Origin of the sequence: Flavobacterium sp. FlaQc-28 (genome assembly GCF_044007415.1) — a bacterium.
Classification (GTDB): Bacteria; Bacteroidota; Bacteroidia; order Flavobacteriales; family Flavobacteriaceae; genus Flavobacterium.
This window is the reverse complement of sequence record NZ_JBIPCM010000002.1, coordinates 533355-553925: the sequence shown is the minus strand read 5'-3', so window position 1 is coordinate 553925 and position 20571 is coordinate 533355. Positions and strand designations below refer to the sequence as shown.

The following is a 20571-nucleotide window of genomic DNA, read 5'->3' as shown; positions in this document are numbered from 1 at the left end:
CTTTTATTAACCAATTTATACCTCTTAAATAGATAAAAAAAACACGGTATAATTCGTTCAATTTTAATTAATCATTCTGTATGTTTGCACCAGAATAAAAATACCACCTAGCCATTGTCAAACTTTGGTGTTGTTCAATATGCAAAAACAAAATGAATTTTACCATTTCTCTGATTATAATTGCTTCCTTAATTGCTTTAGTATTATCTGTTTTAGCAATTAATCGATTAGTAAAAATAAAGTTAACTGATGTTAGTTATCCCGAAATTGATGGACTGCGAGGTTATTTAGCCTTTTTTGTTTTCTTGCACCACAGTTACATATGGCAGATATATTTAAAAACTGAAAATTGGGAAGATCCAGAATCTAATTTATTCAATCAATTTGGAGAAACTACTGTTGTTTTCTTTTTTATAATTACTGCTTTTTTATTTACAACCAAATTACTCACGAATAAAACAGGAGAGATTGACTGGTCAAACTATCTTAAATCAAGATTTTTTAGGCTTTTTCCAATGTATTTCTTCTCTGTAATTATCATTTTTATTCTGGCAGCGTGCTTGACTAATTTTACTATTAGAGTCCCGTTTTTAGAAAACTTAAAAAGCATTCTTTCCTGGATATTTTTTAACGTCAGCAAGAAAAATTCAAACCTAAATGGTTTAGAAGATACTTTTATTCTAAATGCCGGAATTACTTGGACATTGCCTTACGAATGGATTTTTTACTATTTACTACCTCTTATTGCATTGTTCTTTAAAATAAAAATCAACTACAAAGCGTTAATCGGCTTTACCATTACAGCCGCAGTAATTATGCTAATAAACAAATCGTCATTAAGACATTTTATGCCTTTTATTGGCGGAATTTGTGTTGCATTATTAATAAACACAAAAAAGTTTAATACGATTTTAAAACAGAAAAAGTACACCCTATTAGCACTGTTATTATTAGCAGTTTCAGTCTATTTTTTCAACAGCGGCAGAAAACCTTATCCGCTGATAGCAGCGTCTATTGTATTTTTGATTATCGCATCTGGAAACAATTTTTTCGGAATTTTATCGAGTGCTTTTTCGCGTAAATTTGGTCAGATTACCTACAGTCTATATTTACTTCATGGTATTTTACTGTTTGTTATATTTCATTACATAGTTGGTTTTGAAAAGGCAAAAACATTAACTGACATTGAATTTTGGTCGATTATTACTGTGTCTGTTTTTCCTTTAATACTGATTTGTCAGCTGACTTTTAAATACATCGAACTGCCTTTAATGTCTTTAGCTAAGAGAAAAAATAAAGCATAATCTATCGAATATTCGAGCAAACCAAGGAAATAAAATCGTAATTTATTATTTTTTTTTATTGCTACCTTTGCAATCTCAATAGCCCATTACATTTTACAAAATGAACGAAGAAATACTAAAAGCATACGAAGTAATCAAAGAAGGCGGCATTATACTTTACCCAACTGATACTGTTTGGGGAATTGGCTGCGATGCTACAAATCCTGAAGCTGTTGCTAAAATATACAAGCTAAAACAACGTGCCGAAACACAAAGCATGATTGTTTTAATGAATGGTGAAAAAATGATGTACAATGTTTTTAAAAACATTCCAGAAGTAGCTTGGCAAATTTTAGATTTATCTGAAAAACCAACAACTTTAATTTTAGATGAACCTAGAAATGTTGCTGCCAATATCATCGCCACAGATAATTCGCTTGGAGTTCGATTAGTAAAAGAACCTTTTTGTTTTAAATTACTAGAGCGAATGAAAAAACCACTGGTTTCTACATCAGCAAATATCTCAGGGCAGCCTACTCCAATCGCTTTTAAAGATATCAACCCTGCAATCATCAATGGAGTTGATTATGTGGTTAATTTATATCACGATAAAGTTGCTGGAAAACCTTCAACAATTATAAAACTAACAAACGATTCACAGGTAAAAGTAATTAGAAAGTAATTGATAATTGACAATTGTTAATTATCAATTATCAATTGTCAATTTCCTTTAAGGACTCAATCAGCCAATCAATATCTTCTTTTGTGTTGTAATGACTGAATGAAATTCTAAGATTTGGCAATTGCAAATCATCTTCTGAAAGCATTTCTTTTAAAACATGCGAAGGTTTTATACTTCCAGATTGGCAGGCGCTTCCCCTAGAAACGGCGATTCCTTTCATATCCAAACTAAACAAAAGCATCGACGTTTTATCTGAAGAAAACGGAAGCGTGATATTGATGATATTATAAAAATCATCTTTTCTCCCATTAATTTTAAAACCAGAAAAATGAGTTTCTAACTGCTCAATAATATATTTCTTAAGCTCAGAAATGTATTCGCGTTCCTCAGTTAAGTTTTCATAAGAAACAGACAAAGCTTTTGCCATTCCAGCAATTTGATGTACCGCTTCGGTACCTGCGCGAAGCCCTTTTTCTTGTTCGCCTCCAAAAAACAAAGGCTGTAATCCAGAATTTTTTCGAACAAAAGCAAAACCAACGCCTTTAGGCCCGTGAAATTTGTGCGCACTGGCTAAAATAAAATCTACCGGAGTTTTTTGCAGATCAATCTCGGTTTTCCCAATTGATTGAACCGTATCTGAATGAAATAAGGCGTTATATTGCTTGCAAATAACCCCAACTCTATCCAAGTCTAAAATAGTGCCTGTTTCGTTGTTTACATGCATTAAACTAACGATTGTTTTTCTCTCGTCGCTTAGCAAATTAGACAAATGCGTCAAATCAAGACTTCCATCAGTATTTATCTTTACATACTCAACCTGAACACCATATTCTTCTTCTAACGCCATTACTGCATGCAAAACGGCATGATGTTCTATTTTTGAAGTAATAATTCGTTCAATCTTAAGATCTTCTACTGCCGATCTTAAAATCCAGTTATCAGCCTCAGTTCCTCCCGAAGTAAAAATAATCTCCTGAGCTGAACAATTTAAATGTTTAGCAATACTTTTTCTAGAAAGTTCTAAAACTGTTTTAGCATTTCGCCCAAAACTATGTGTCGATGATGGATTACCAAAATCTTCAGTCATAACTTTAGTCATTTCCTGAATAACTTCAGGACGCATCGCAGTTGTTGAGGCGTTATCGAGGTATACTTTTTTCATTGCTGCAAAGTTATGAAATATCAATTGTCTAATCTTAAATATCATTTGCCAAATTTTTCACTATTTTTGACCCAAATAAAATTTACGATGAAAAAATATGCAAGCCTTGTATTATTGGCGTTTTTGTTAAACGGCTGTGACGATGGCGACCTTACAGTAGATACAATCGATTTTGATAATGTTACAGCTGCAAGTTGCGATCCTGCAACTAATACTTTAATTTACAAACTTAAAACGCAGGAATCATTATTGCTTCAATTACCGCAGACAAACGGAATTGTAAACGATCCTAAAATTTACACCTACGACATAGACAATAATCTATATCGTGTTGTATACAGAGCTTATGACGGTAAAGTAGAAACTACAAATATTTGCGGCGCTATACCGCCAAGAACTCCAAATGTTACTGAAGAATGGTTAGGAAAAAGCGGGAAAATTGTAATTACAACTACACAAATAGCTAATGACCCAGACGTAAACGGAGCAACAAGAATTACTGGTTATAACCACAATATTGTATTTCAAAACATCACTTTTGCAAAACCCGCGGGAGATCAAGTTGAAGCCGAATTTCCGTTTGGAGATTATAAAACTACAGTTACTCCAGCTAATTTAACGTTTCAAAATGCCGCGAGCGGTGAAGCATTTAATTGTACTGCAAACTTAATGATTTACAATTACAATACATCCTTTACTTTAACAATCGAAAACTTTGATCAAAGCTTACTTGATAATGTAGAGACCCCTCCAGGAAAGCCAAGAACAGGAGCAATTGGAGCAACCACAAATAAGCTTTTTTACAGAACTTTTTTAAGCGGAACTGGAAGTATTTCTAAAGAGTATTTTTGTCAAACAACAACTCCTGCGTTACCTGCTGTAAATGAAACTTGGGTGGGTGAAAATACAAGCACAGATTTAAAAGCTGAAGTACAAGTTACAACAGAAAAATCAGGTCCAAACTTTATTCATACCGTTGTTCTTGCAAACGTTTCACTAGTAAAAGGAAACAGTAAATTTAGACTTGGAACTAGTTTTCTTCTAGGAAAAATCACCAAGTAAAAAAGCAAAAAATAAAATAAAAAAGAAGCAAGGACAACGTTCAAAAACGGTCCTTGCTTCTTTTTTTTATTCCTACAAAAAACGTCCGTTTTTCAAGACTGATTTTAATCAAAATTCAGAATGAAAAACGGACGTTTTTTTATGCTTTTAAAACAGCTTATTTAAGATTTAAAAACCTGTTTATTTATTGTTTTGTCTAAAATAAACTTCGGTCGCACCTAGTCCATATTTTTGATAATTGGCGTCTTGAAAATCTATACCATCATAACGACCCAATAAAAAATCCAGTTCCGCTTTTAAAATTCCTTCGCCGACACCGTGAATAAAAACAATTTTTGGAATGCGGTTTTTGATCGCAAATTCAATGTGTCTTTTTGCCGTTTCTGTCTGCAAAGTTAAGATGTCATAATTCGACATTCCACGTTTATTTGGAACCAGTTTTTCAATATGCAAATCAAATTCTGGAGCCGAAATTTCGCGTTTATCTTTGCGTTCTTTGACAAAACTACGTGGTTTTGGCTCTGTTTTTTCTTTTGAAATTTCATCTAAATCAATTCTTTTAATAGAATTCATTAAATTACTGATTTCTTGAATTTTAAGCAATTCGTTGACAAAAAATGTCATCATAAATCCGTCCTCAGTTTCAATCAAAACTTCGTTGTTTTTCACTGAAACGACCGTTCCGTTTATGGCTTCGTCTAAGACAGAAACCTTATCTCCTTTAGTCAACATCCTTCTCGTCTTTATCTTGGTTTTTACTTGGTGTTTTTGCACTCAGCTGCATCATTCCATACATGAAAACTGCAATTGCAATTACCGTTATATAGATATTTTTTTCTTCCGAAACCTGCTCATATAACGCAACCGAAATGGCAAGAATCATAATTAAAATTTTAAACGTTTTCATATTTTAAAGTTTAAGAATTCAAAAGTAGCAAACTTTAAAATAACAGTTCCCTCCTCTTGAAATGTTATCTTATATTTTTTTCGTAAAATTGTAAAAAAAAATCACCGTGTCTTTAGAAAAATATATGATCCCCTGCATGTTCAAAACGCTCTTTGGAATTGAGTGTTTAGGCTGCGGTTTTCAGCGATCATTATTCTTACTTTTTCAAGGTGAATTTTTAGCGGCTTTTAATATGTATCCGGCAGTTTACACTACCCTTTTATTTTTGCTTTTAGTCGTTTTATATTTTGTAGATAAATCGAGAAATTATAAAAATATAATTTGGAAAGCAGCAAGCCTGAATATCATTTTTATGCTGGCTGGTTACTTTTACAAACACTTTTATCTTTGATAATTTTGGTCGTTTTTTTACTTCTTTATTTTGTTCAAAATATCATTCATCATCTCAATTTGCACCTTCTGAATTTCAATTAATTCTTGCTGCTGATGCATAATTAAATGATCTATTTTATCGTGAATCATTCTAATTTCTAATTCCGATTTTAAGTTAATCATATAGTCTTTTTTGGCACGATTTCGATCCTTCTCTTCTTGACGATTTTGACTCATCATAATCACCGGCGCTTGCAAAGCTGCAATACAGGATAAAATCAAATTCAGTAAAATAAACGGATATGGATCAAACCCTTTGTTGACCAAAATATAAACATTCGAGCCAATCCAAATAATTATAAAAGCCAGAAACGAAATTATAAAAGTCCAGCTTCCGCCAAAATCTGCCACTTGATCCGCAATCTTCTGTCCAATACTCCTCGTCTCAACTTCATCTTCAACAATACTTACTATTGATTTATCTTCCTTTAATGAAGAAATAACATTTTTTTCAAGATCTGAAAGTGCTCCTATTTCGGTAGACAAATAATTAGAAATATATTTCTGGCGGTATTGATTCAACTCCTCGACAGCTATACAATCGTCATCACAAAAAGAAGGATGATCTTTGACAATTAACCCCAGTATTGGGTCGTGAATTGATTTTCCATAAATTTTCTCACTTATAGGGAAATCTATATTTGAAATTGCACTCTTAAACGTTGAATTGTTTTTCATTTTTGTAAATTTTATAGGCTAATTTACACAATTAACTTCTTAAGAATCATATTATATTTTACATTTCAGCAAACTTTCATTTATCACAAATACAACCCGAAGCACAAAATTTCTTTAGTTAATTCGTGCCTGTATTTACAAAAAACACCTTACTTTTAACGTTTTAAAATATCCATTCAATTTTATAATTGTGACAAAAGATACTATCATACAAAACATTAAAGCTTTAAAAAGCCATTCTACAATAAACTACGGTATCAAAACCAAAACCGAAGATTTTACTGAAAAGCTGTTCTATACCCTTTTTGATTCGAATGCCGCATTAGACGAAAGTATAAATGAACTCGAAATACGCTTTAAAGAAATTGCTGTTTTAGCTTGTCAAAAACCTGAAAACTTATGCGAGTCGATTTGGGATAAATTTCTTGAAAAACTTCCTGGAGTTTTAGAAAAATTAAATCAGGATGCGGCATATATTTTAGAGAATGATCCGGCATCAAACAGCTTAGACGAAGTTTACTTGGGCTATCCTGGTTTTTATGCTATTGCTATTTATAGATTAAGTCACGAATTATATCATCTAGACTTATTGCTGTTCTCAAGATTAATGAGCGAATACGCACATCGAATTACAGGAACTGACATACATGCGGGAGCCAGCATTGCATCGCCGTTTTTTATTGATCACGCAACAGGAATTGTTATTGGAGAAACCTCTGTTATTAAAAAACACGTTAAAATTTACCAAGGAGTTACTTTAGGAGCTTTGAGCGTGAGCAAGGAAATGAAAAATGCGAAAAGACATCCAACCGTAGAAGCAAATGTGTGCATTTATGCCAATGCCACAATATTAGGAGGAGGAACTATCATAGGCGAAAATAGTGTTATTGGCGGAAATGCATGGGTAACGAAATCTATTCCTGCAGATTCTATTGTCTTGAACACTACTACAACCGACGTTAAAATAAAAGAAAAAAGATAAAATGGGTCCACAGAAATTGTTAAACCTTATTGGAAACACTCCATTAATGGAAACTGTCAATTTGGTTAAAAATAAAAACGTAAAACTTTTACTTAAACTTGAAGGAAACAATCCGGGTGGAAGTGTAAAAGACAGAGCTGCCTATAACATGATTGCTTCTGCTCTTGAAAGAGGCGATATTAAAAAAGGCGACAAACTAATTGAAGCGACAAGCGGCAATACTGGAATTGCATTGGCAATGATTGCGCAATTGTTTCAAATAGAAATCGAATTGGTTTTACCAGAGGATTCTACAAAAGAAAGAACGCAAACTATGCGTGCTTATGGCGCTACGGTTATTTTAACGCCAGCAAGCGAAGGAATTATTGGTTCGAGAGATTATGCAGATAAAAAAGTCGCACAAGGCGGCTATTTAATGCTGAATCAGTTTGCGAACGACGATAACTGGAAAGCACATTATAAAACTACTGGTCCAGAAATCTGGAATGATACTGACGGAACTGTTACACATTTTGTTTCAGCAATGGGAACAACTGGTACGATCATAGGAACATCTACTTATTTAAAAGAAAAAAATCCTGCTATTCAAATTGTAGGCGCACAACCAAGCGACGGATCGCAAATTCCAGGAATTCGTAAATGGCCGCAAGAATATCTGCCCAAAATTTTTGATGCTTCAAAAGTCGACACTGTTGTCGATGTAAGTGAAGAGGAAGCCAGAGCAATGACAAAGAGATTAGCTCTGGAAGAAGGTGTTTTTGCAGGAATGAGCAGCGGAGGATCTGTTGCTGTAGCTTTAAAAATTGCAGAGCAGCTAGAATCTGGTGTTATAGTCGCCGTTATTTGTGATCGCGGTGATCGTTATCTGTCATCTGATTTATTTGATTAAAAGAGGAACAAAGGTTCGAAGCTGCAAAGGTTCAAAGTTTAAAAACTCAGAATCTAAGGAAGCTTTGGACCTTAAAAAAATCTTACTCCTTTGCTGTTTTAAAAATGAAAAAATTAGCCTTTGCACTCCTATCTCTTTACAGCATTACTATAAATGCACAAGAAATTAAAATTTTAAACACCAAAAAGTATTTTCGAAACGGCTCGAAAGAGTTTATTCTTTTCTGTGAATTGAAAAACAACTCTAAAGAGACCATAATTTTACCTCTTCCTGTAGAAACAGTTGGAAACAACAATACAAACAGCTTCAATTATTTTTACCTGATCGAAACTTTTCCTAATAATGCATTTATTATCGAAGAATCGCCTCCTGCTATAATGACAAAAAAGGCAAAATTAACACCTGACAATATCTTAATTTGCAAACCCTTTTCAACATTAAAATTCAATTTCGATACTAAATACATTACCAAAAACGATGTTTATTTCGATGATAAAATAAAATTCAAACAATTAGCATTAATCTACAGACCTTTTGACCTGACTGATGAAGAGAAAAAAGAAAACTTAAGCGATGAATTAGTAAACAGTAATTTTTACAAAAAGAAAATTAAATCGAAATCTTTTTCAATCAAAAAAACATAATAACTCAGCACCTCAAAAAAAATGAACTACAGAAAACTAGGCAAAACAAACTTCAACATATCTGAAATCTCACTTGGAACTTGGCAGGTTGGAGGAAAATGGGGATCAGGATTTAATGATAAAACTGCCGACGAACTTATAAACACTGCTATTGACAATGGCGTAAATTTTATTGATACTGCCGATGTTTATGAAAACGGATTAAGCGAAACTGCCGTTGGCCGTGTTGTTCGTTCACGCTCTGAACGCATCTACGTAGCAACAAAATGCGGACGCAATATTAATCCGCATGTAAATGAAGGCTACCAGCCAAAAGTACTTCAGAAATTTGTTGAAGACAGTTTAAGAAGAACTGGATTAGAAACTTTAGATTTAATACAACTTCATTGTCCGCCTACAGAAGTTTATTACCGTCCTGAAATTTTTGAACTTTTTGATCGCTTAAAAGAGCAAGGCAAAATTTTGAATCTTGGCGTAAGTGTCGAAAAAGTCGAAGAAGCTTTAAAAGCAATAGAATACTCAAATGTAACTACAGTTCAAATCATCTTTAATTTATTCCGCCAGCGTCCATCGCAGTTATTTTTCTCTGAAGCGAAGAAGAAAGATATCGGTATCATTGCGCGTGTTCCGCTCGCAAGCGGTCTTTTAACAGGTAAATTTGATTCAAAAACAACTTTTGACACTCAGGACCATCGTAATTTTAATCGTAACGGAGATGCCTTTGATAAAGGCGAAACTTTTTCTGGTATTGATTACGAATTAGGTTTAAAAGCAGTCGAAAAACTAAAAGCCTTATTTCCTGATACGCCAAACCTTGCTCCTATCGCTTTGCAATGGATTTTGAGTTTTAACGAAATAAGCTGTATTATTCCCGGAGCTTCAAAAAAAGAACATATTCTTTCGAATTTATCTGTTTATGATACTCCTCAATTAACATCTGAACAAATTTCGGCAATGAATAAAATTTACAACGATTTGATAAAACCGTCTGTTCATCAGCTCTGGTAATTTTTTTTAAGTTTTTTCTCTCAAAAACACGCAACCATTTATGACTTATTGCATCTAGTTATAAAAAACTAATCCATAAACCATAAATCATGAAAAAATTACCTTTTTTATTATTTGCAATTTGTTTTACGATCGCTTCTTGCAGCAAAGATGAAACAACACAAGAAGAAGAGCAAGCCAGACTTGATATAATGTATCAAGAAATTATAGACTATTCTCAAATCGACTCAAAGGCTTGCACCAATCCTGATGAATGGTCATTTACGAAGTTTGGCGCTTCTACTTGTTCAGGATACCTTATTTACAATAAAAAAATAGATCTCACAGTGTTTCAGAAAAAAATTGATAAATACATTGAAGAGAGAGGAAAATTCGACGTAAAATGGGGAGTTTATTACGATTGTATAATGATGCCTCCTCCTAAGAGTATAGAATGTAAAGATGGAAAACCAACCTTAATTTACGATTTTACAACTCACCAATAAAAGACAATTATTTAAGGTTGCTAAGATTAAAAAATTAATTATTAGCAACCTTAATTCTTTAGATTTCAAATTCAATTTTAAATTCGGCACCTTTATTTCTGCCTTCACTTAAAGCAGTTAGTTTTCCTTTATTTTTCTCGACAATTTTTTTACATAAATACAATCCAATTCCCGTTGATGATTCATTTGCAGTTCCTAAACGACTCATTTTTGTGAATTTTTTAAACAATTCATCAATCTGATTTTTATCAAAACCAATTCCTTCATCGGTAACCGTAATAATTACATTTGAATTCTCTTTAAAAACTCTAAGTTTTATTTCGCTGTCGAAATAAGAAAACTTAACAGCATTACTGATTAAATTAACTAAAACTTGAACTAGTAAACCTTCGTCGATTTTAAGTTTTACCTCGTCAATTTCAACATTTACTTTTAAGTTTACTTTTTTATCAATTAAACGTTGTTCAACCTGCTCGTTAATAAAAGGCAGAATGTTTGAGATTAAAATAGTCTTAAATTCTGGATTTATTTTTACGACCTGATCTTGTTCTTTTAATAATTTTATAAAATTCTCGATGTATCGAAATTGCAAATTAGTCGATTCGCAAATTAAACCTGCTAAATGTTTAAAGGACTCTGATGGATTTTCGCTTAAAATAAGTTCTGCTAAACCTTGCGGATTTCCTGCAAAATTTTTCAAATCGTGCGAAAGCATATAAATTAAATCCTGCTTTTCGTTTATAAAACTTTCGGCCTCATAAATTGATTCTTGAATATTACACATCAAAAGCCCTGCTTCATCAGTATATTCTGTTGGCAATACCGAAAGCTGTCTGTTATTTCTATAATCATCCAAAGATCTCGAAGCAATCGAAATTGGTTTGATTAGTTGTTTTAATATCAAAAGCGTGACTACCGTTGCCAGCAGGGTCATAATTAGAGAAAAAAGTAAAATTGAAGTTGGTGAGACGGTATGTTCAAAAAAAAGCACAAAAAATAAAATCCCTATAAGCGGAATATGTATTCCTATAAATGCAACAAATAAGAATTTAAATGCATAACTTTTTTTCAAAAAGCTGATTTGTGAAAGATTGTGATACAACTTCATAAAACACGACAAACAATAGGTTATACTTGATACATTTGAGACTAATGTTAAAAACAAAGTTAACTTTTAAACTCAATTAAACTAATAAATTCAACAATTTGATAATTTTTTTTGAAATTTAAATTTATAAAAGTTTTCAAACGCTTATTTTTGCGCTATGGGAAGAAAAAATACAGACAAAGTTGTCTTTCATCAAATCCAGGTTCTTGATGCTGGAGCAAAAGGAGTGTCAGTAGCAAAAGCACCTGACGGAAAAGTAATCTTTATTCCGAATGTAGTTCCGGGTGATGTAGTTGATGTACAGACATTCAAAAAAAGAAAAGCCTATTACGAAGGTAAAGCCGTAAAGTTTCACGAATTATCAGAACATCGTATTGAGCCTATCTGCGATCATTTTGGTGTTTGCGGCGGCTGTAAATGGCAAAATATGAAATACAGCCAGCAGTTGTATTACAAGCAAAATGAAGTAAAAAATCATTTACAGCGTATTGGAAAAGTTGAACTTCCTGAATTTGAAACTATTTTAGGTTCTGAAAAGCAGTTTTTCTATAGAAATAAAATGGAATTTTCATTTTCTAACAGCCGTTGGTTAACAGAAAAAGAAATTGAAAGCAAAGAAGATCTAGGAAACAGAAATGCTTTAGGATTTCATATTCCGAAAATGTGGGATAAAATTCTAGACATTCAAAAATGTCACTTACAAGAAGATCCTTCTAATGCTATTAGAAATGAAATCAGAGCTTTTGCAAATGAACATAATTTAGCGTTCTTTAACCCAAGAGAACATTCTGGCTTATTAAGAACGGTAATGATTCGTACTGCTTCAACAGGCGAAATTATGGTTTTGATTCAGTTTTTCGAAAATGACAAAGCTAATCGTGAACTTATTTTAGATCATTTATACGAGAAATTCCCGCAAATTACTTCTTTACAATATGTGGTAAATGCGAAACAAAACGACACTATTTACGATCAAGATATTAAACTTTATAAAGGAAGAGATTATATCTTGGAAGAAATGGAAGGTTTGAAATTCAGCATCAATGCTAAATCATTCTATCAAACAAATTCTGATCAAGCTTACGAATTGTACAAAATCACACGTGACTTTGCTGGATTATCAGGAAATGAAACGGTTTATGATTTGTACACTGGAACAGGAACTATTGCTCAATTTGTTTCTAAAAAAGCAAAAAAAGTAATTGGTGTAGAAAGTGTTCCTGAAGCAATTTTAGATGCAAAAGCAAATGCAGAGCGCAATAATATTACAAATTGCGAGTTTTTTGTTGGAGACATGAAAGTGGTATTCAACGAAGAATTCATTGCGCAGCATGGTAAACCGGATGTTATTATTACAGACCCGCCAAGAGATGGTATGCACGCAGCCGTAATCGATCAGATTTTAAAAATTGCTCCTAAAAAAGTAGTTTATGTAAGCTGTAACTCGGCAACACAAGCTCGTGATTTAGCATTGATGGACGAAAAATACAAAGTTACCCGCGTTCGACCTGTTGATATGTTCCCACAAACACATCATGTTGAAAATGTTGTACTTTTAGAACTTCGATAATTATAAAATTATAAATGAAAAAAATAGTCTCACTTTTACTTCTTTTTACGTTTGGACTGTCCAGCTGTGAAAAAGATGACATTTGCGATGGAAATACACCTACAACTCCACGACTTGTTATTACTTTTTATAATATTTCAGATCCGTCTGTTGTAAAAAATGTAACAAACCTAAAAGTTGTTGGTATTGGCGGCGGTGATCCAAATGGGATTATTTTTAATGCTAAAGGTACTGACACAAGTAAATATCTAGCAAATGGAAGCACTATTTCAATTCCATTAAAAACAGATGGCACCACCACTGCTTACAGTTTTATATTTAATGCCATAAACACTAATCCTGCAGCAGTAAATACAGATGTATTGACATTTAATTATACAACACAAAACATTTATGTGTCTAGAGCTTGTGGTTTTAAAACTAATTTTACATTGAACCCAAGCGATAATTCAAACACTGCCGGAATAATTCGAACTGATCCTGCTAACGACGGTCAATGGATGCAGAGTATTGATATACTAACTCCTAACATTCAAACAGAAAATGAAACACATGTTAAAATATATTTTTAGTTTTTGCTTAGTGTTTTCAATGTTTTTAGGACATTCTCAAGAAACACCAGCTGCAACAAAAGAAATCGTTCAGGAAAAACCAAAAAAAACAGCAAAACCAGCTGTTCAGGAAACAAAAACAGATAGTATCCCAACAAAAACAGATCGTTATGGTTTGCGTGTTGGAGTAGATTTATACAAACTAACAAGAGGGCTTTATGATAAAGATTATAAAGGAATTGAGTTTGTAGGGGATTATCGTTTAACCAAAACGTATTATTTAGCCGCTGAATTGGGTTTTGAAAACAAAACAACTGATGATGACCGACTAAATTCTACCGCAAAAGGAACTTATATTAAAGCAGGATTTGATTACAATATGTATCAAAACTGGTTGGATATGGAAAACCTTATAACAATTGGTATGCGTGCTGGTTTCAGCTCATTTAGTCAAGACTTAAACAGCTATAAAATTTACAATCCAAATCCGTATTGGGGAGAACAGCCCTACATTACGGCAAATCAAAAATATAATGGATTAAGCGCTGGCTGGATTGAGGTTGCGGGCGGTATTAAAGCTAAAGTTTTTAATAATGTATTTGTTGGTTTTGGTGTTCAGCTTAAACTTTTAGTTATGAATAACAAACCTTCTGGCTTTGACAATCTTTATATTCCGGGCTTTAATAGAACTTATGACGGAAGTTTTGGAGTAGGATTCAACTATACTGTTTCTTATTTTATTCCAATTTACAAGAAGAAAGTAGTTCTTCCAGAAATCAAAAAAGAAACTTCTAAAAAATAGAAAATCTTAATATAAAAAAGCCCCGAATTTAAAAATTCGGGGCTTTTTACATATGTGTAATCGAAATCCAGCTTACTATTTCAATAAGTTTAATTTCTTCTTTAAAAATTTAAAGAGTTATCCAATTTCTTTAATTCCTTTTATAAAAATCCATTTCATAAAAAGCTTCTCTCCATCCTTTGTTCTTGCAGCCTGAAATTTTGGAGAAATTAAAGTAGCCACAATAAATGCCGTTATCGGAATCCATAATCCTGTCAGTCCAGTATAAGTTGCAATTAAAAATCTGCCTAAAATAAACAGAATTGCAAAACATCCTAATTGATATAAAAAAGCTCTTATTTGTAGTTTTGTCATTTTTTTCTTTTTTAAGGTTCAAAGCAGCAAAGGTTCGGAGGCACAAAGAATTTCTCTTTGCGTTTATAAAGTCTTACCACTTTGCAACTATAATTCTACTTGTTTTTTTTTTATAAACTCAACATTACAAAAATTTGTCGCGACAAAGTTTAAATACCTTTGCCCCTCTGAACCTTTGTAACTTTAAACCTTCTACTCCGTAACTTGAAATTTCGTTCTCTTACTGCCTTCGTACATTTCGTATTTTACCAAACGAGCTTCAAGACTTCCGTTAAAAAGTTTGATTTTTCTTGACGGCTTTAACCCGACAAATTTTAAAGCTTCCAGGTTTGCAGTAATAAACCAAGCATTTGTTCCCGGATAATTTTTCTTTAGAGTATCACCAATACTAGCATAGAATTTCTCCATATGAATATCTAAACGCTCATCGTAGGGCGGATTAAATACAATATGTAATTTTCCTTCTACTTCTTTTTCAGAATCGAAAAAATTGTCTTCAGAAATGGTTACATAATCTTCCAGATTAGCATTTCTGATGTTGTCTTTTGCTTTACTTACCGCACTTGGCGCTTTGTCAAAACCTTTTATAGTATAATGGAATTCTTTCGTTTTTTTCATCAAACTATTTACAATCTGATCAAACAAATCGTTATCCCAGTCTTTCCATTTTTCAAAAGCAAATTCTTTACGATTAATATTTGCTGGAATATTGCAGGCGATCATTGCCGCTTCTGCTAAAAAAGTTCCAGATCCGCACATTGGATCTAAAAAGTGGCTTTGTCCTTCCCAGCCCGAAAGTAAAAGAACTCCTGCCGCTAAAACTTCGTTTATAGGCGCAATATTTGTAGCCGTTCTATAACCGCGCTGATGCAGCGAATTTCCAGAAGTATCTAAAGCTACCGAAACCTGATCTTTGTCGATATGCACATTAATTCGTAAATCTGGATATTGTTTATCAATACTTGGTCTTTGTCCCGTTCTTTCTCTAAACTGATCAACAATAGCATCTTTACATTTTTGAGAAACAAACTCAGAATGATTAAAATAAGTAGAATGCACGGTTGCATCAATTACAAAAGTTTGATTGGCATTTAACAATTTCGACCAGTTTACACCTGAAATTCCTTTGTATAATGCCTGCTCATTGTTAGCTCTAAAAGAGTAAATTGGTTTAAGTACTTTTAGCGCTGTTCTAAGCGACAAATTGGCTTTATACATAAAACCTTTATCTCCCTTAAAACTTACCATTCGCACTCCTTTTTCGACATCCTGAGCACCAAGCGTACGTAATTCTTGTTCTAATATTTCTTCAAAGCCAAAAAAACATTTGGCAATCATTCTAAAATTTTCTTCCATCTTTATTTTTGAATTATTTTAGATGCACTGCAGTGCATCTCTACATCTGTGCATTCAACACCCGCGAACCTGAGTATCTTTGCACCTCTGTACCTTTAATATCCATCACAATGCATAAGGTATCACTGCGGAATAGTTATTTTTCGGCAAAAATACACTAAATTTGCGGTACTTTAAATTAAATGAAATAGAATAAATGTCTGAAGCACCAAACTCATCAACACCAAATCAGGATCGTAATACAGAAAACTGGTTCTCTTCATGGTTTGATACTCCGTATTATCACATTCTTTATAAAGATCGAAATTACCGAGAAGCTCAGGTTTTTATGGATAATCTTACACATTATCTTAATCTTCCTGAAAAAGCAAAGGTACTTGATTTAGCCTGCGGAAAAGGAAGACATTCTATATACTTAAACCAACTTGGTTATAATGTATTAGGTGCTGATTTATCTGAAAACAGCATTGCAGAAGCTAATAAAAACAGTAACGAATCACTGCACTTTAAAGTGCATGATATGCGTGAACCTTTTGAAGAAAAATTTGATGCCATTTTTAATCTTTTTACCAGTTTTGGTTATTTTGAAAGTGACGACGATAATTTGACTACCCTGAAAGCTATCAAAGAAAGCTTATCTGAATATGGTTTTGCTGTAATTGATTTTATGAACGTAAACCAAGTTATTGAAACTCTAGTTCCAGAAGAAGTAAAAACGGTTGACGGAATTGATTTTCACATAAAAAGATATGTTGAAGACGGTCACATTTTCAAAGAAATTGACTTTGAAGATCAAGGCAGGAAATATCATTTTACAGAAAAAGTAAAAGCATTAACTTTGAAAGACTTTCAAGATTTAATGGATGAAGCAGGAATTTTTCTATTAGATATTTTTGGAGATTACAAACTCAAAAAATTCCATAAAACCGAAAGCGAACGATTAATCATGATTTTTAAGTAAATTGGGGAATCGTTTAATTGTTTAACCGTTTAATCGCTAAACAAAAACAATTAACCGATTAAACAAATCAACGATTACACGAAACGAAATGAACTATTTACTACCCTTATTCTCTGTACTTTTAGGATATATAGTGGCTTTGTTTTTAAAACCAAAAAACAAAACCAATTTAAAGTTACTGCTGGCGTTCAGCGGTTCATTTTTGTTATCTTTAACGGTAATGCATCTTTTGCCCGAAGTATATGAATCACACAATCATAATATTGGGATTTTTATTATGCTTGGGATTTTATTTCAAATTGTGCTTGAATTTTTCTCAAAAGGTGCAGAACACGGGCACGTTCATGGTCATGCAAAGATGTCGCAAATTCCGTGGCTGCTTTTCATAAGTCTTTGCATTCATGCCTTTTTAGAGGGTTTTCCTGTAAGTCATCATCATGATTTGGCTTTAGGAATTGCGATTCATCATTTGCCAATTGCAGTAATTTTAACCACATTTTTTATCAATGCCGATTTAGACAAAAAAGCAATTTTTGCCTTTATGCTTACTTTTGCCGTAATGACACCCTTAGGAACTGTTGCTTCTGAATATCTGCCAATTTTAAATGAATATTATACTGAAATTACCGCAGTAGTAATAGGTATTCTATTTCACATTTCATCCACAATCATTTTTGAAAGCAGCGAAGGACATAAATTTAATATCGCAAAAGTTTCAATGATTGTACTTGGAATTTTACTAGCATTTTTCTTGTAATTTCATAAAATTTCGTTTCCTTTTTAGTGGCTGAATATCATTTTTATTATTCAAAATGATGCTTTTTCTTACTTGCTTTTTATTCTTAAGTTTCAAAAAATAATACTGCCAAATGTTTTTAGTGTTTATGAAATTTTAAATAACTGACAAAAAATTAAAGCCCCTCCCTGTTTGACTTTTCATTAAAAAAGAAGCTGATTGCGAGCCAAAATCCTAGATATTCCAGATAATAAGTCTAGTTTCCTCATTAATCTTAACTATTCAACAATATTGCTTTTAGCATTCGCGTAACAAAACTTCTGACAAACAGTCTTTATTGATAAAAAATAGAGCACAAAAAAAGATTACATTTCTTTGAGACTTTGTGTTGTAATTTTCTTTATTAAAATAAAAAAATATTAATTTTGACTGGTCTAAATAACACTCAAATGACATTTACAAAAATAACTGAACTCTCATCACAATATGAACATTTAGAAAAAATGTCTGTTCATGAATTGTTATCAAATATCAACCAAGAAGATAAAACTGTTCCTTACGCAGTAGAAAAAGCTTTACCTCAAATAGAAGCTTTGATACCACAAATAGTTGCAAAATTAAAACTTGGCGGCAGATTATTTTATATTGGAGCGGGAACTTCAGGTCGTTTAGGTGTTGTTGATGCATCGGAATGTCCTCCTACTTTTGGTGTTCCTTTTGATTTAGTAAATGGTATAATTGCCGGCGGTGATACCGCTATAAGACGAGCAGTTGAAAATGCAGAAGACAATCCTACACAAGCTTGGATTGATTTAAAGTCTTATAATATCAATCAAAATGATGTCGTGATTGGAATTGCTGCTTCTGGAACAACTCCTTATGTTATTGGAGGATTAGAAGCCTGCAACCAAAACAATATTATAACGGGCTGTATTACTAACAATGCTGGAAGTCCGCTTGCATTAACCGCAAAGTTTCCTATTGAAGTTGTGGTTGGCCCTGAATTTATTACTGGAAGTTCGCGAATGAAAGCAGGAACAGCACAAAAACTGGTTCTAAACATGATTTCGACAGCAGCGATGATTCAACTTGGAAAAGTAAGAGGCAACAAAATGGTCGATATGCAGTTAAGTAATGTAAAACTTGTAGATCGAGGAGTTAAAATGATTATGGGTGAAATCCCAGTTTCATATGATGAAGCATCTGAATTACTAAAAAAATATGGCAGCGTTAGAAATGCTGTTGATAATTATCATAAGTAAACCGTTTTCTTTGTGGTACCTTTAACCGCAAACTTCATCAAGTTTTCAAACTTGAAACAAAAACACACACAAATGGCAACAAATAAGCAACTATTAGGAAAAGGAATTAAATATTTAACTGGTGCTCTGCCATTAATGTTTCTTGGGCCTTCATTGATTTACAATGCTTTTATGAATCAACATACCAATTGGCATTATTTAGTTTTAGGAATTGGAATTACGGCTTGCTTAGCTTCTATGTTTTTAATTTTCTACGGATTGAAAACAATTATGAAAGGTATATTTAATGACTAATTTTAGTCAAGTAAACAATTCTTAACAGCTCCGAACCTATTAAGTATTCATTTGTCATTTAATATTTATCCAACACAAAATGGAAAGTCTAATTCACATTCAAAAAACATTCGAAAAAGTTGTTTACATCGATAAAAAAATAAACAATCGTGAATTTGAAGATTGTGTGTTTAAAAATTGTGATTTTTCGAATAGTAATTTTAATTCTAATACTTTTTTAGACTGTGAATTTATTGACTGCAACTTATCTATGACAAGTTTAGCAGGAACAAGTTTAAAAAATGTAACTTTCAGAAACTGCAAACTTTTAGGAATTGCTTTTAATGAATGTGACGATTTTTTATTTCAAGTCCATTTTGAGGAATGCACTTTAGATTATGCTTCATTTGCTAATAAAAAAATGCCAAAAACAAAGTTCATTAATTCATCTCTAAGAGAAGTAACTTTTGTGGGAACTAATTTAACCAGTTCAGTTTTTGACAATTGTAATCTAGACGGCGCTATTTTTAATGAAACACAACTGGCTGCAGTTGATTTTAGAACAGCTTACAATTACAAAATTGATCCTGAATTTAATGCCATGCGAAAAGCACAATTCTCAACTCAAGGAATTGTTGGCCTTTTAGATAAATACGATATTAAAATTGTATAAAGATATAGCTTCGAAAAAAGCCACGAATTTCATTAATTTACACTAATTTTATTTTACTTACAAAAGCGATTAAATCTTAATTCGTATACATTCCTAATGAAATAAAATGATTATGGAAGCAAATGAATCTTATCTAGAAAGTGCTAAGAAACAATTTTTGTATTACAAAACTCTTGGCGAAAAAGCGATCAACCAACTTGAGCCTGAACAGCTTTTTGTTGAAACAAACGAAGACACCAACAGTATTGCCGCGATTGTAAAACATATTTCGGGAAATATGCTTTCGCGATGGACAGACTTTTTAACTTCTGATGGCGAAAAAGAATGGCGAAATCGTGATTCAGAATTTGAAAATGATTTACAGTCAAAACAAGAGGTTTTAGAAACTTGGAACAAAGGCTGGAAATGTCTAGAAAATGCTCTGAACAGTCTAAAACCAGAACAGCTTTCGGATATTATTTATATTCGAAATGAAGGTCATACCGTTATCGAAGCTATAAATAGACAACTTGCACATTATCCTTATCATGTTGGGCAGATTATTTTTTATGCTAAACAACTAAAAAACAGTTCTTGGGACAGCTTATCGATTCCAAAGAATAAATCAGGAAATTACAATGCCGAAAAGTTTGCCAAAGAGAAAGAAATTAAGAACTTTACCGATGATGAATTAAATAAATTGAAATGAGGTATGTTCTTTTATCAGACATA

25 protein-coding genes are annotated in these 20571 nt (G+C 32.6%); 18 read left to right on the top strand and 7 right to left on the bottom strand.

From position 1 onward, the window contains the following. The first annotated feature begins 152 nt into the window (after window positions 1-152). Complete coding sequence (locus tag ACHRVL_RS08325; RefSeq protein WP_395411808.1) at window positions 153-1304, top strand: acyltransferase family protein; 1152 nt, start codon at window positions 153-155, stop codon at window positions 1302-1304. A 100-nt stretch (window positions 1305-1404) separates the two neighbouring features. After that, complete coding sequence (locus tag ACHRVL_RS08320) at window positions 1405-1965, top strand: L-threonylcarbamoyladenylate synthase (RefSeq protein WP_395411806.1); 561 nt, start codon at window positions 1405-1407, stop codon at window positions 1963-1965. A gap of 31 nt (window positions 1966-1996) precedes the next feature. Here ACHRVL_RS08320 and ACHRVL_RS08315 read toward each other — a convergent pair whose 3' ends face one another. Further along, on the bottom strand, window positions 1997-3127 hold the full coding sequence (locus tag ACHRVL_RS08315) for a cysteine desulfurase family protein (RefSeq protein WP_395411804.1): 1131 nt from the start codon (window positions 3125-3127) through the stop codon (window positions 1997-1999). Window positions 3128-3214: 87 nt separating this feature from the next. Between ACHRVL_RS08315 and ACHRVL_RS08310 the strand changes: the two genes are divergently transcribed. Next, window positions 3215-4189: a hypothetical protein gene (locus ACHRVL_RS08310; RefSeq protein ID WP_395411803.1), complete on the top strand. Its 975-nt coding sequence runs from the start codon at window positions 3215-3217 to the stop codon at window positions 4187-4189. Window positions 4190-4369: 180 nt separating this feature from the next. On the opposite strand, the gene ACHRVL_RS08305 is transcribed toward ACHRVL_RS08310, so the two are convergent. Then, on the bottom strand, window positions 4370-4921 hold the full coding sequence (locus ACHRVL_RS08305; protein WP_395325417.1) for a Smr/MutS family protein: 552 nt from the start codon (window positions 4919-4921) through the stop codon (window positions 4370-4372). Beyond that, a complete protein-coding gene (locus ACHRVL_RS08300; protein WP_395411801.1) occupies window positions 4911-5096 on the bottom strand; it encodes a hypothetical protein in 186 nt (61 codons plus the stop codon). Before ACHRVL_RS08300 ends, ACHRVL_RS08305 begins: the two co-directional genes overlap by 11 nt. A 124-nt stretch (window positions 5097-5220) precedes the next feature. Here ACHRVL_RS08300 and ACHRVL_RS08295 point away from each other — a divergent pair, with 124 nt between their 5' ends. Beyond that, entirely contained in the window at window positions 5221-5487 is a 267-nt protein-coding gene (locus ACHRVL_RS08295) for a DUF2752 domain-containing protein (protein WP_395412179.1), read from the top strand. Between the two features lie 17 nt (window positions 5488-5504). Here ACHRVL_RS08295 and ACHRVL_RS08290 read toward each other — a convergent pair whose 3' ends face one another. Continuing rightward, complete coding sequence (locus ACHRVL_RS08290) at window positions 5505-6206, bottom strand: DUF1003 domain-containing protein (RefSeq protein ID WP_089052393.1); 702 nt, start codon at window positions 6204-6206, stop codon at window positions 5505-5507. Window positions 6207-6396: 190 nt separating this feature from the next. On the opposite strand from ACHRVL_RS08290, the gene epsC reads away from it, so the two are divergent. The 5 genes from epsC to ACHRVL_RS08265 all read left to right on the top strand — a co-directional run bounded on the left by epsC (window position 6397) and on the right by ACHRVL_RS08265 (window position 10214). Further along, window positions 6397-7188 (top strand): serine O-acetyltransferase EpsC, encoded by a 792-nt coding sequence (gene epsC / locus ACHRVL_RS08285; RefSeq protein ID WP_395411798.1) that lies wholly within the window; start codon window positions 6397-6399, stop codon window positions 7186-7188. A gap of 1 nt (window position 7189) precedes the next feature. Next, window positions 7190-8077: a cysteine synthase CysM gene (cysM, locus tag ACHRVL_RS08280; protein WP_089059012.1), complete on the top strand. Its 888-nt coding sequence runs from the start codon at window positions 7190-7192 to the stop codon at window positions 8075-8077. A gap of 104 nt (window positions 8078-8181) precedes the next feature. Continuing rightward, the gene (locus tag ACHRVL_RS08275; RefSeq protein WP_395411796.1) at window positions 8182-8721 is read left to right on the top strand and encodes a hypothetical protein; all 540 of its coding nucleotides are present in this window, start codon (window positions 8182-8184) and stop codon (window positions 8719-8721) included. A gap of 21 nt (window positions 8722-8742) precedes the next feature. After that, entirely contained in the window at window positions 8743-9729 is a 987-nt protein-coding gene (locus tag ACHRVL_RS08270; RefSeq protein ID WP_395411794.1) for an aldo/keto reductase, read from the top strand. A gap of 89 nt (window positions 9730-9818) precedes the next feature. Further along, entirely contained in the window at window positions 9819-10214 is a 396-nt protein-coding gene (locus ACHRVL_RS08265; RefSeq protein ID WP_395411791.1) for a hypothetical protein, read from the top strand. A gap of 58 nt (window positions 10215-10272) precedes the next feature. On the opposite strand, the gene ACHRVL_RS08260 is transcribed toward ACHRVL_RS08265, so the two are convergent. After that, a complete protein-coding gene (locus ACHRVL_RS08260; RefSeq protein WP_395411789.1) occupies window positions 10273-11286 on the bottom strand; it encodes a sensor histidine kinase in 1014 nt (337 codons plus the stop codon). 193 nt (window positions 11287-11479) lie between these two features. Between ACHRVL_RS08260 and rlmD the strand changes: the two genes are divergently transcribed. Genes rlmD through ACHRVL_RS08245 form a run of 3 tightly spaced genes read left to right on the top strand, consistent with a single transcriptional unit; the run spans window position 11480 to window position 14245 of the window. Continuing rightward, a complete protein-coding gene (gene rlmD, locus ACHRVL_RS08255; RefSeq protein WP_089052398.1) occupies window positions 11480-12892 on the top strand; it encodes a 23S rRNA (uracil(1939)-C(5))-methyltransferase RlmD in 1413 nt (470 codons plus the stop codon). A 14-nt stretch (window positions 12893-12906) separates the two neighbouring features. Continuing rightward, the gene (locus ACHRVL_RS08250; RefSeq protein ID WP_395411787.1) at window positions 12907-13464 is read left to right on the top strand and encodes a DUF6452 family protein; all 558 of its coding nucleotides are present in this window, start codon (window positions 12907-12909) and stop codon (window positions 13462-13464) included. After that, the gene (locus tag ACHRVL_RS08245) at window positions 13436-14245 is read left to right on the top strand and encodes a DUF6048 family protein (RefSeq protein WP_395411786.1); all 810 of its coding nucleotides are present in this window, start codon (window positions 13436-13438) and stop codon (window positions 14243-14245) included. The genes ACHRVL_RS08250 and ACHRVL_RS08245 overlap by 29 nt, the downstream gene beginning before the upstream one ends. Window positions 14246-14362: 117 nt before the next feature. Here the strand turns inward: ACHRVL_RS08245 and ACHRVL_RS08240 are convergent, their stop codons facing one another. Together ACHRVL_RS08240 and ACHRVL_RS08235 are read right to left on the bottom strand one after the other, a co-directional pair. Then, on the bottom strand, window positions 14363-14599 hold the full coding sequence (locus ACHRVL_RS08240) for a hypothetical protein (protein ID WP_395411784.1): 237 nt from the start codon (window positions 14597-14599) through the stop codon (window positions 14363-14365). Between the two features lie 192 nt (window positions 14600-14791). Continuing rightward, entirely contained in the window at window positions 14792-15955 is a 1164-nt protein-coding gene (locus tag ACHRVL_RS08235; RefSeq protein ID WP_395411782.1) for a class I SAM-dependent RNA methyltransferase, read from the bottom strand. 196 nt (window positions 15956-16151) lie between these two features. On the opposite strand from ACHRVL_RS08235, the gene ACHRVL_RS08230 reads away from it, so the two are divergent. The 6 genes from ACHRVL_RS08230 to ACHRVL_RS08205 all read left to right on the top strand — a co-directional run bounded on the left by ACHRVL_RS08230 (window position 16152) and on the right by ACHRVL_RS08205 (window position 20548). Continuing rightward, a complete protein-coding gene (locus tag ACHRVL_RS08230) occupies window positions 16152-16916 on the top strand; it encodes a class I SAM-dependent methyltransferase (RefSeq protein ID WP_395411780.1) in 765 nt (254 codons plus the stop codon). 88 nt (window positions 16917-17004) lie between these two features. Next, the gene (locus ACHRVL_RS08225) at window positions 17005-17673 is read left to right on the top strand and encodes a ZIP family metal transporter (RefSeq protein WP_089052451.1); all 669 of its coding nucleotides are present in this window, start codon (window positions 17005-17007) and stop codon (window positions 17671-17673) included. Between the two features lie 428 nt (window positions 17674-18101). Beyond that, on the top strand, window positions 18102-18914 hold the full coding sequence (murQ, locus tag ACHRVL_RS08220) for an N-acetylmuramic acid 6-phosphate etherase (RefSeq protein ID WP_395411778.1): 813 nt from the start codon (window positions 18102-18104) through the stop codon (window positions 18912-18914). A gap of 72 nt (window positions 18915-18986) precedes the next feature. Then, window positions 18987-19208: a DUF6095 family protein gene (locus tag ACHRVL_RS08215; RefSeq protein ID WP_395411776.1), complete on the top strand. Its 222-nt coding sequence runs from the start codon at window positions 18987-18989 to the stop codon at window positions 19206-19208. A 79-nt stretch (window positions 19209-19287) separates the two neighbouring features. Beyond that, on the top strand, window positions 19288-19860 hold the full coding sequence (locus ACHRVL_RS08210; RefSeq protein WP_395411774.1) for a pentapeptide repeat-containing protein: 573 nt from the start codon (window positions 19288-19290) through the stop codon (window positions 19858-19860). Between the two features lie 112 nt (window positions 19861-19972). After that, on the top strand, window positions 19973-20548 hold the full coding sequence (locus ACHRVL_RS08205) for a DUF1572 family protein (RefSeq protein WP_395411772.1): 576 nt from the start codon (window positions 19973-19975) through the stop codon (window positions 20546-20548). Window positions 20549-20571: the final 23 nt, after the last annotated feature.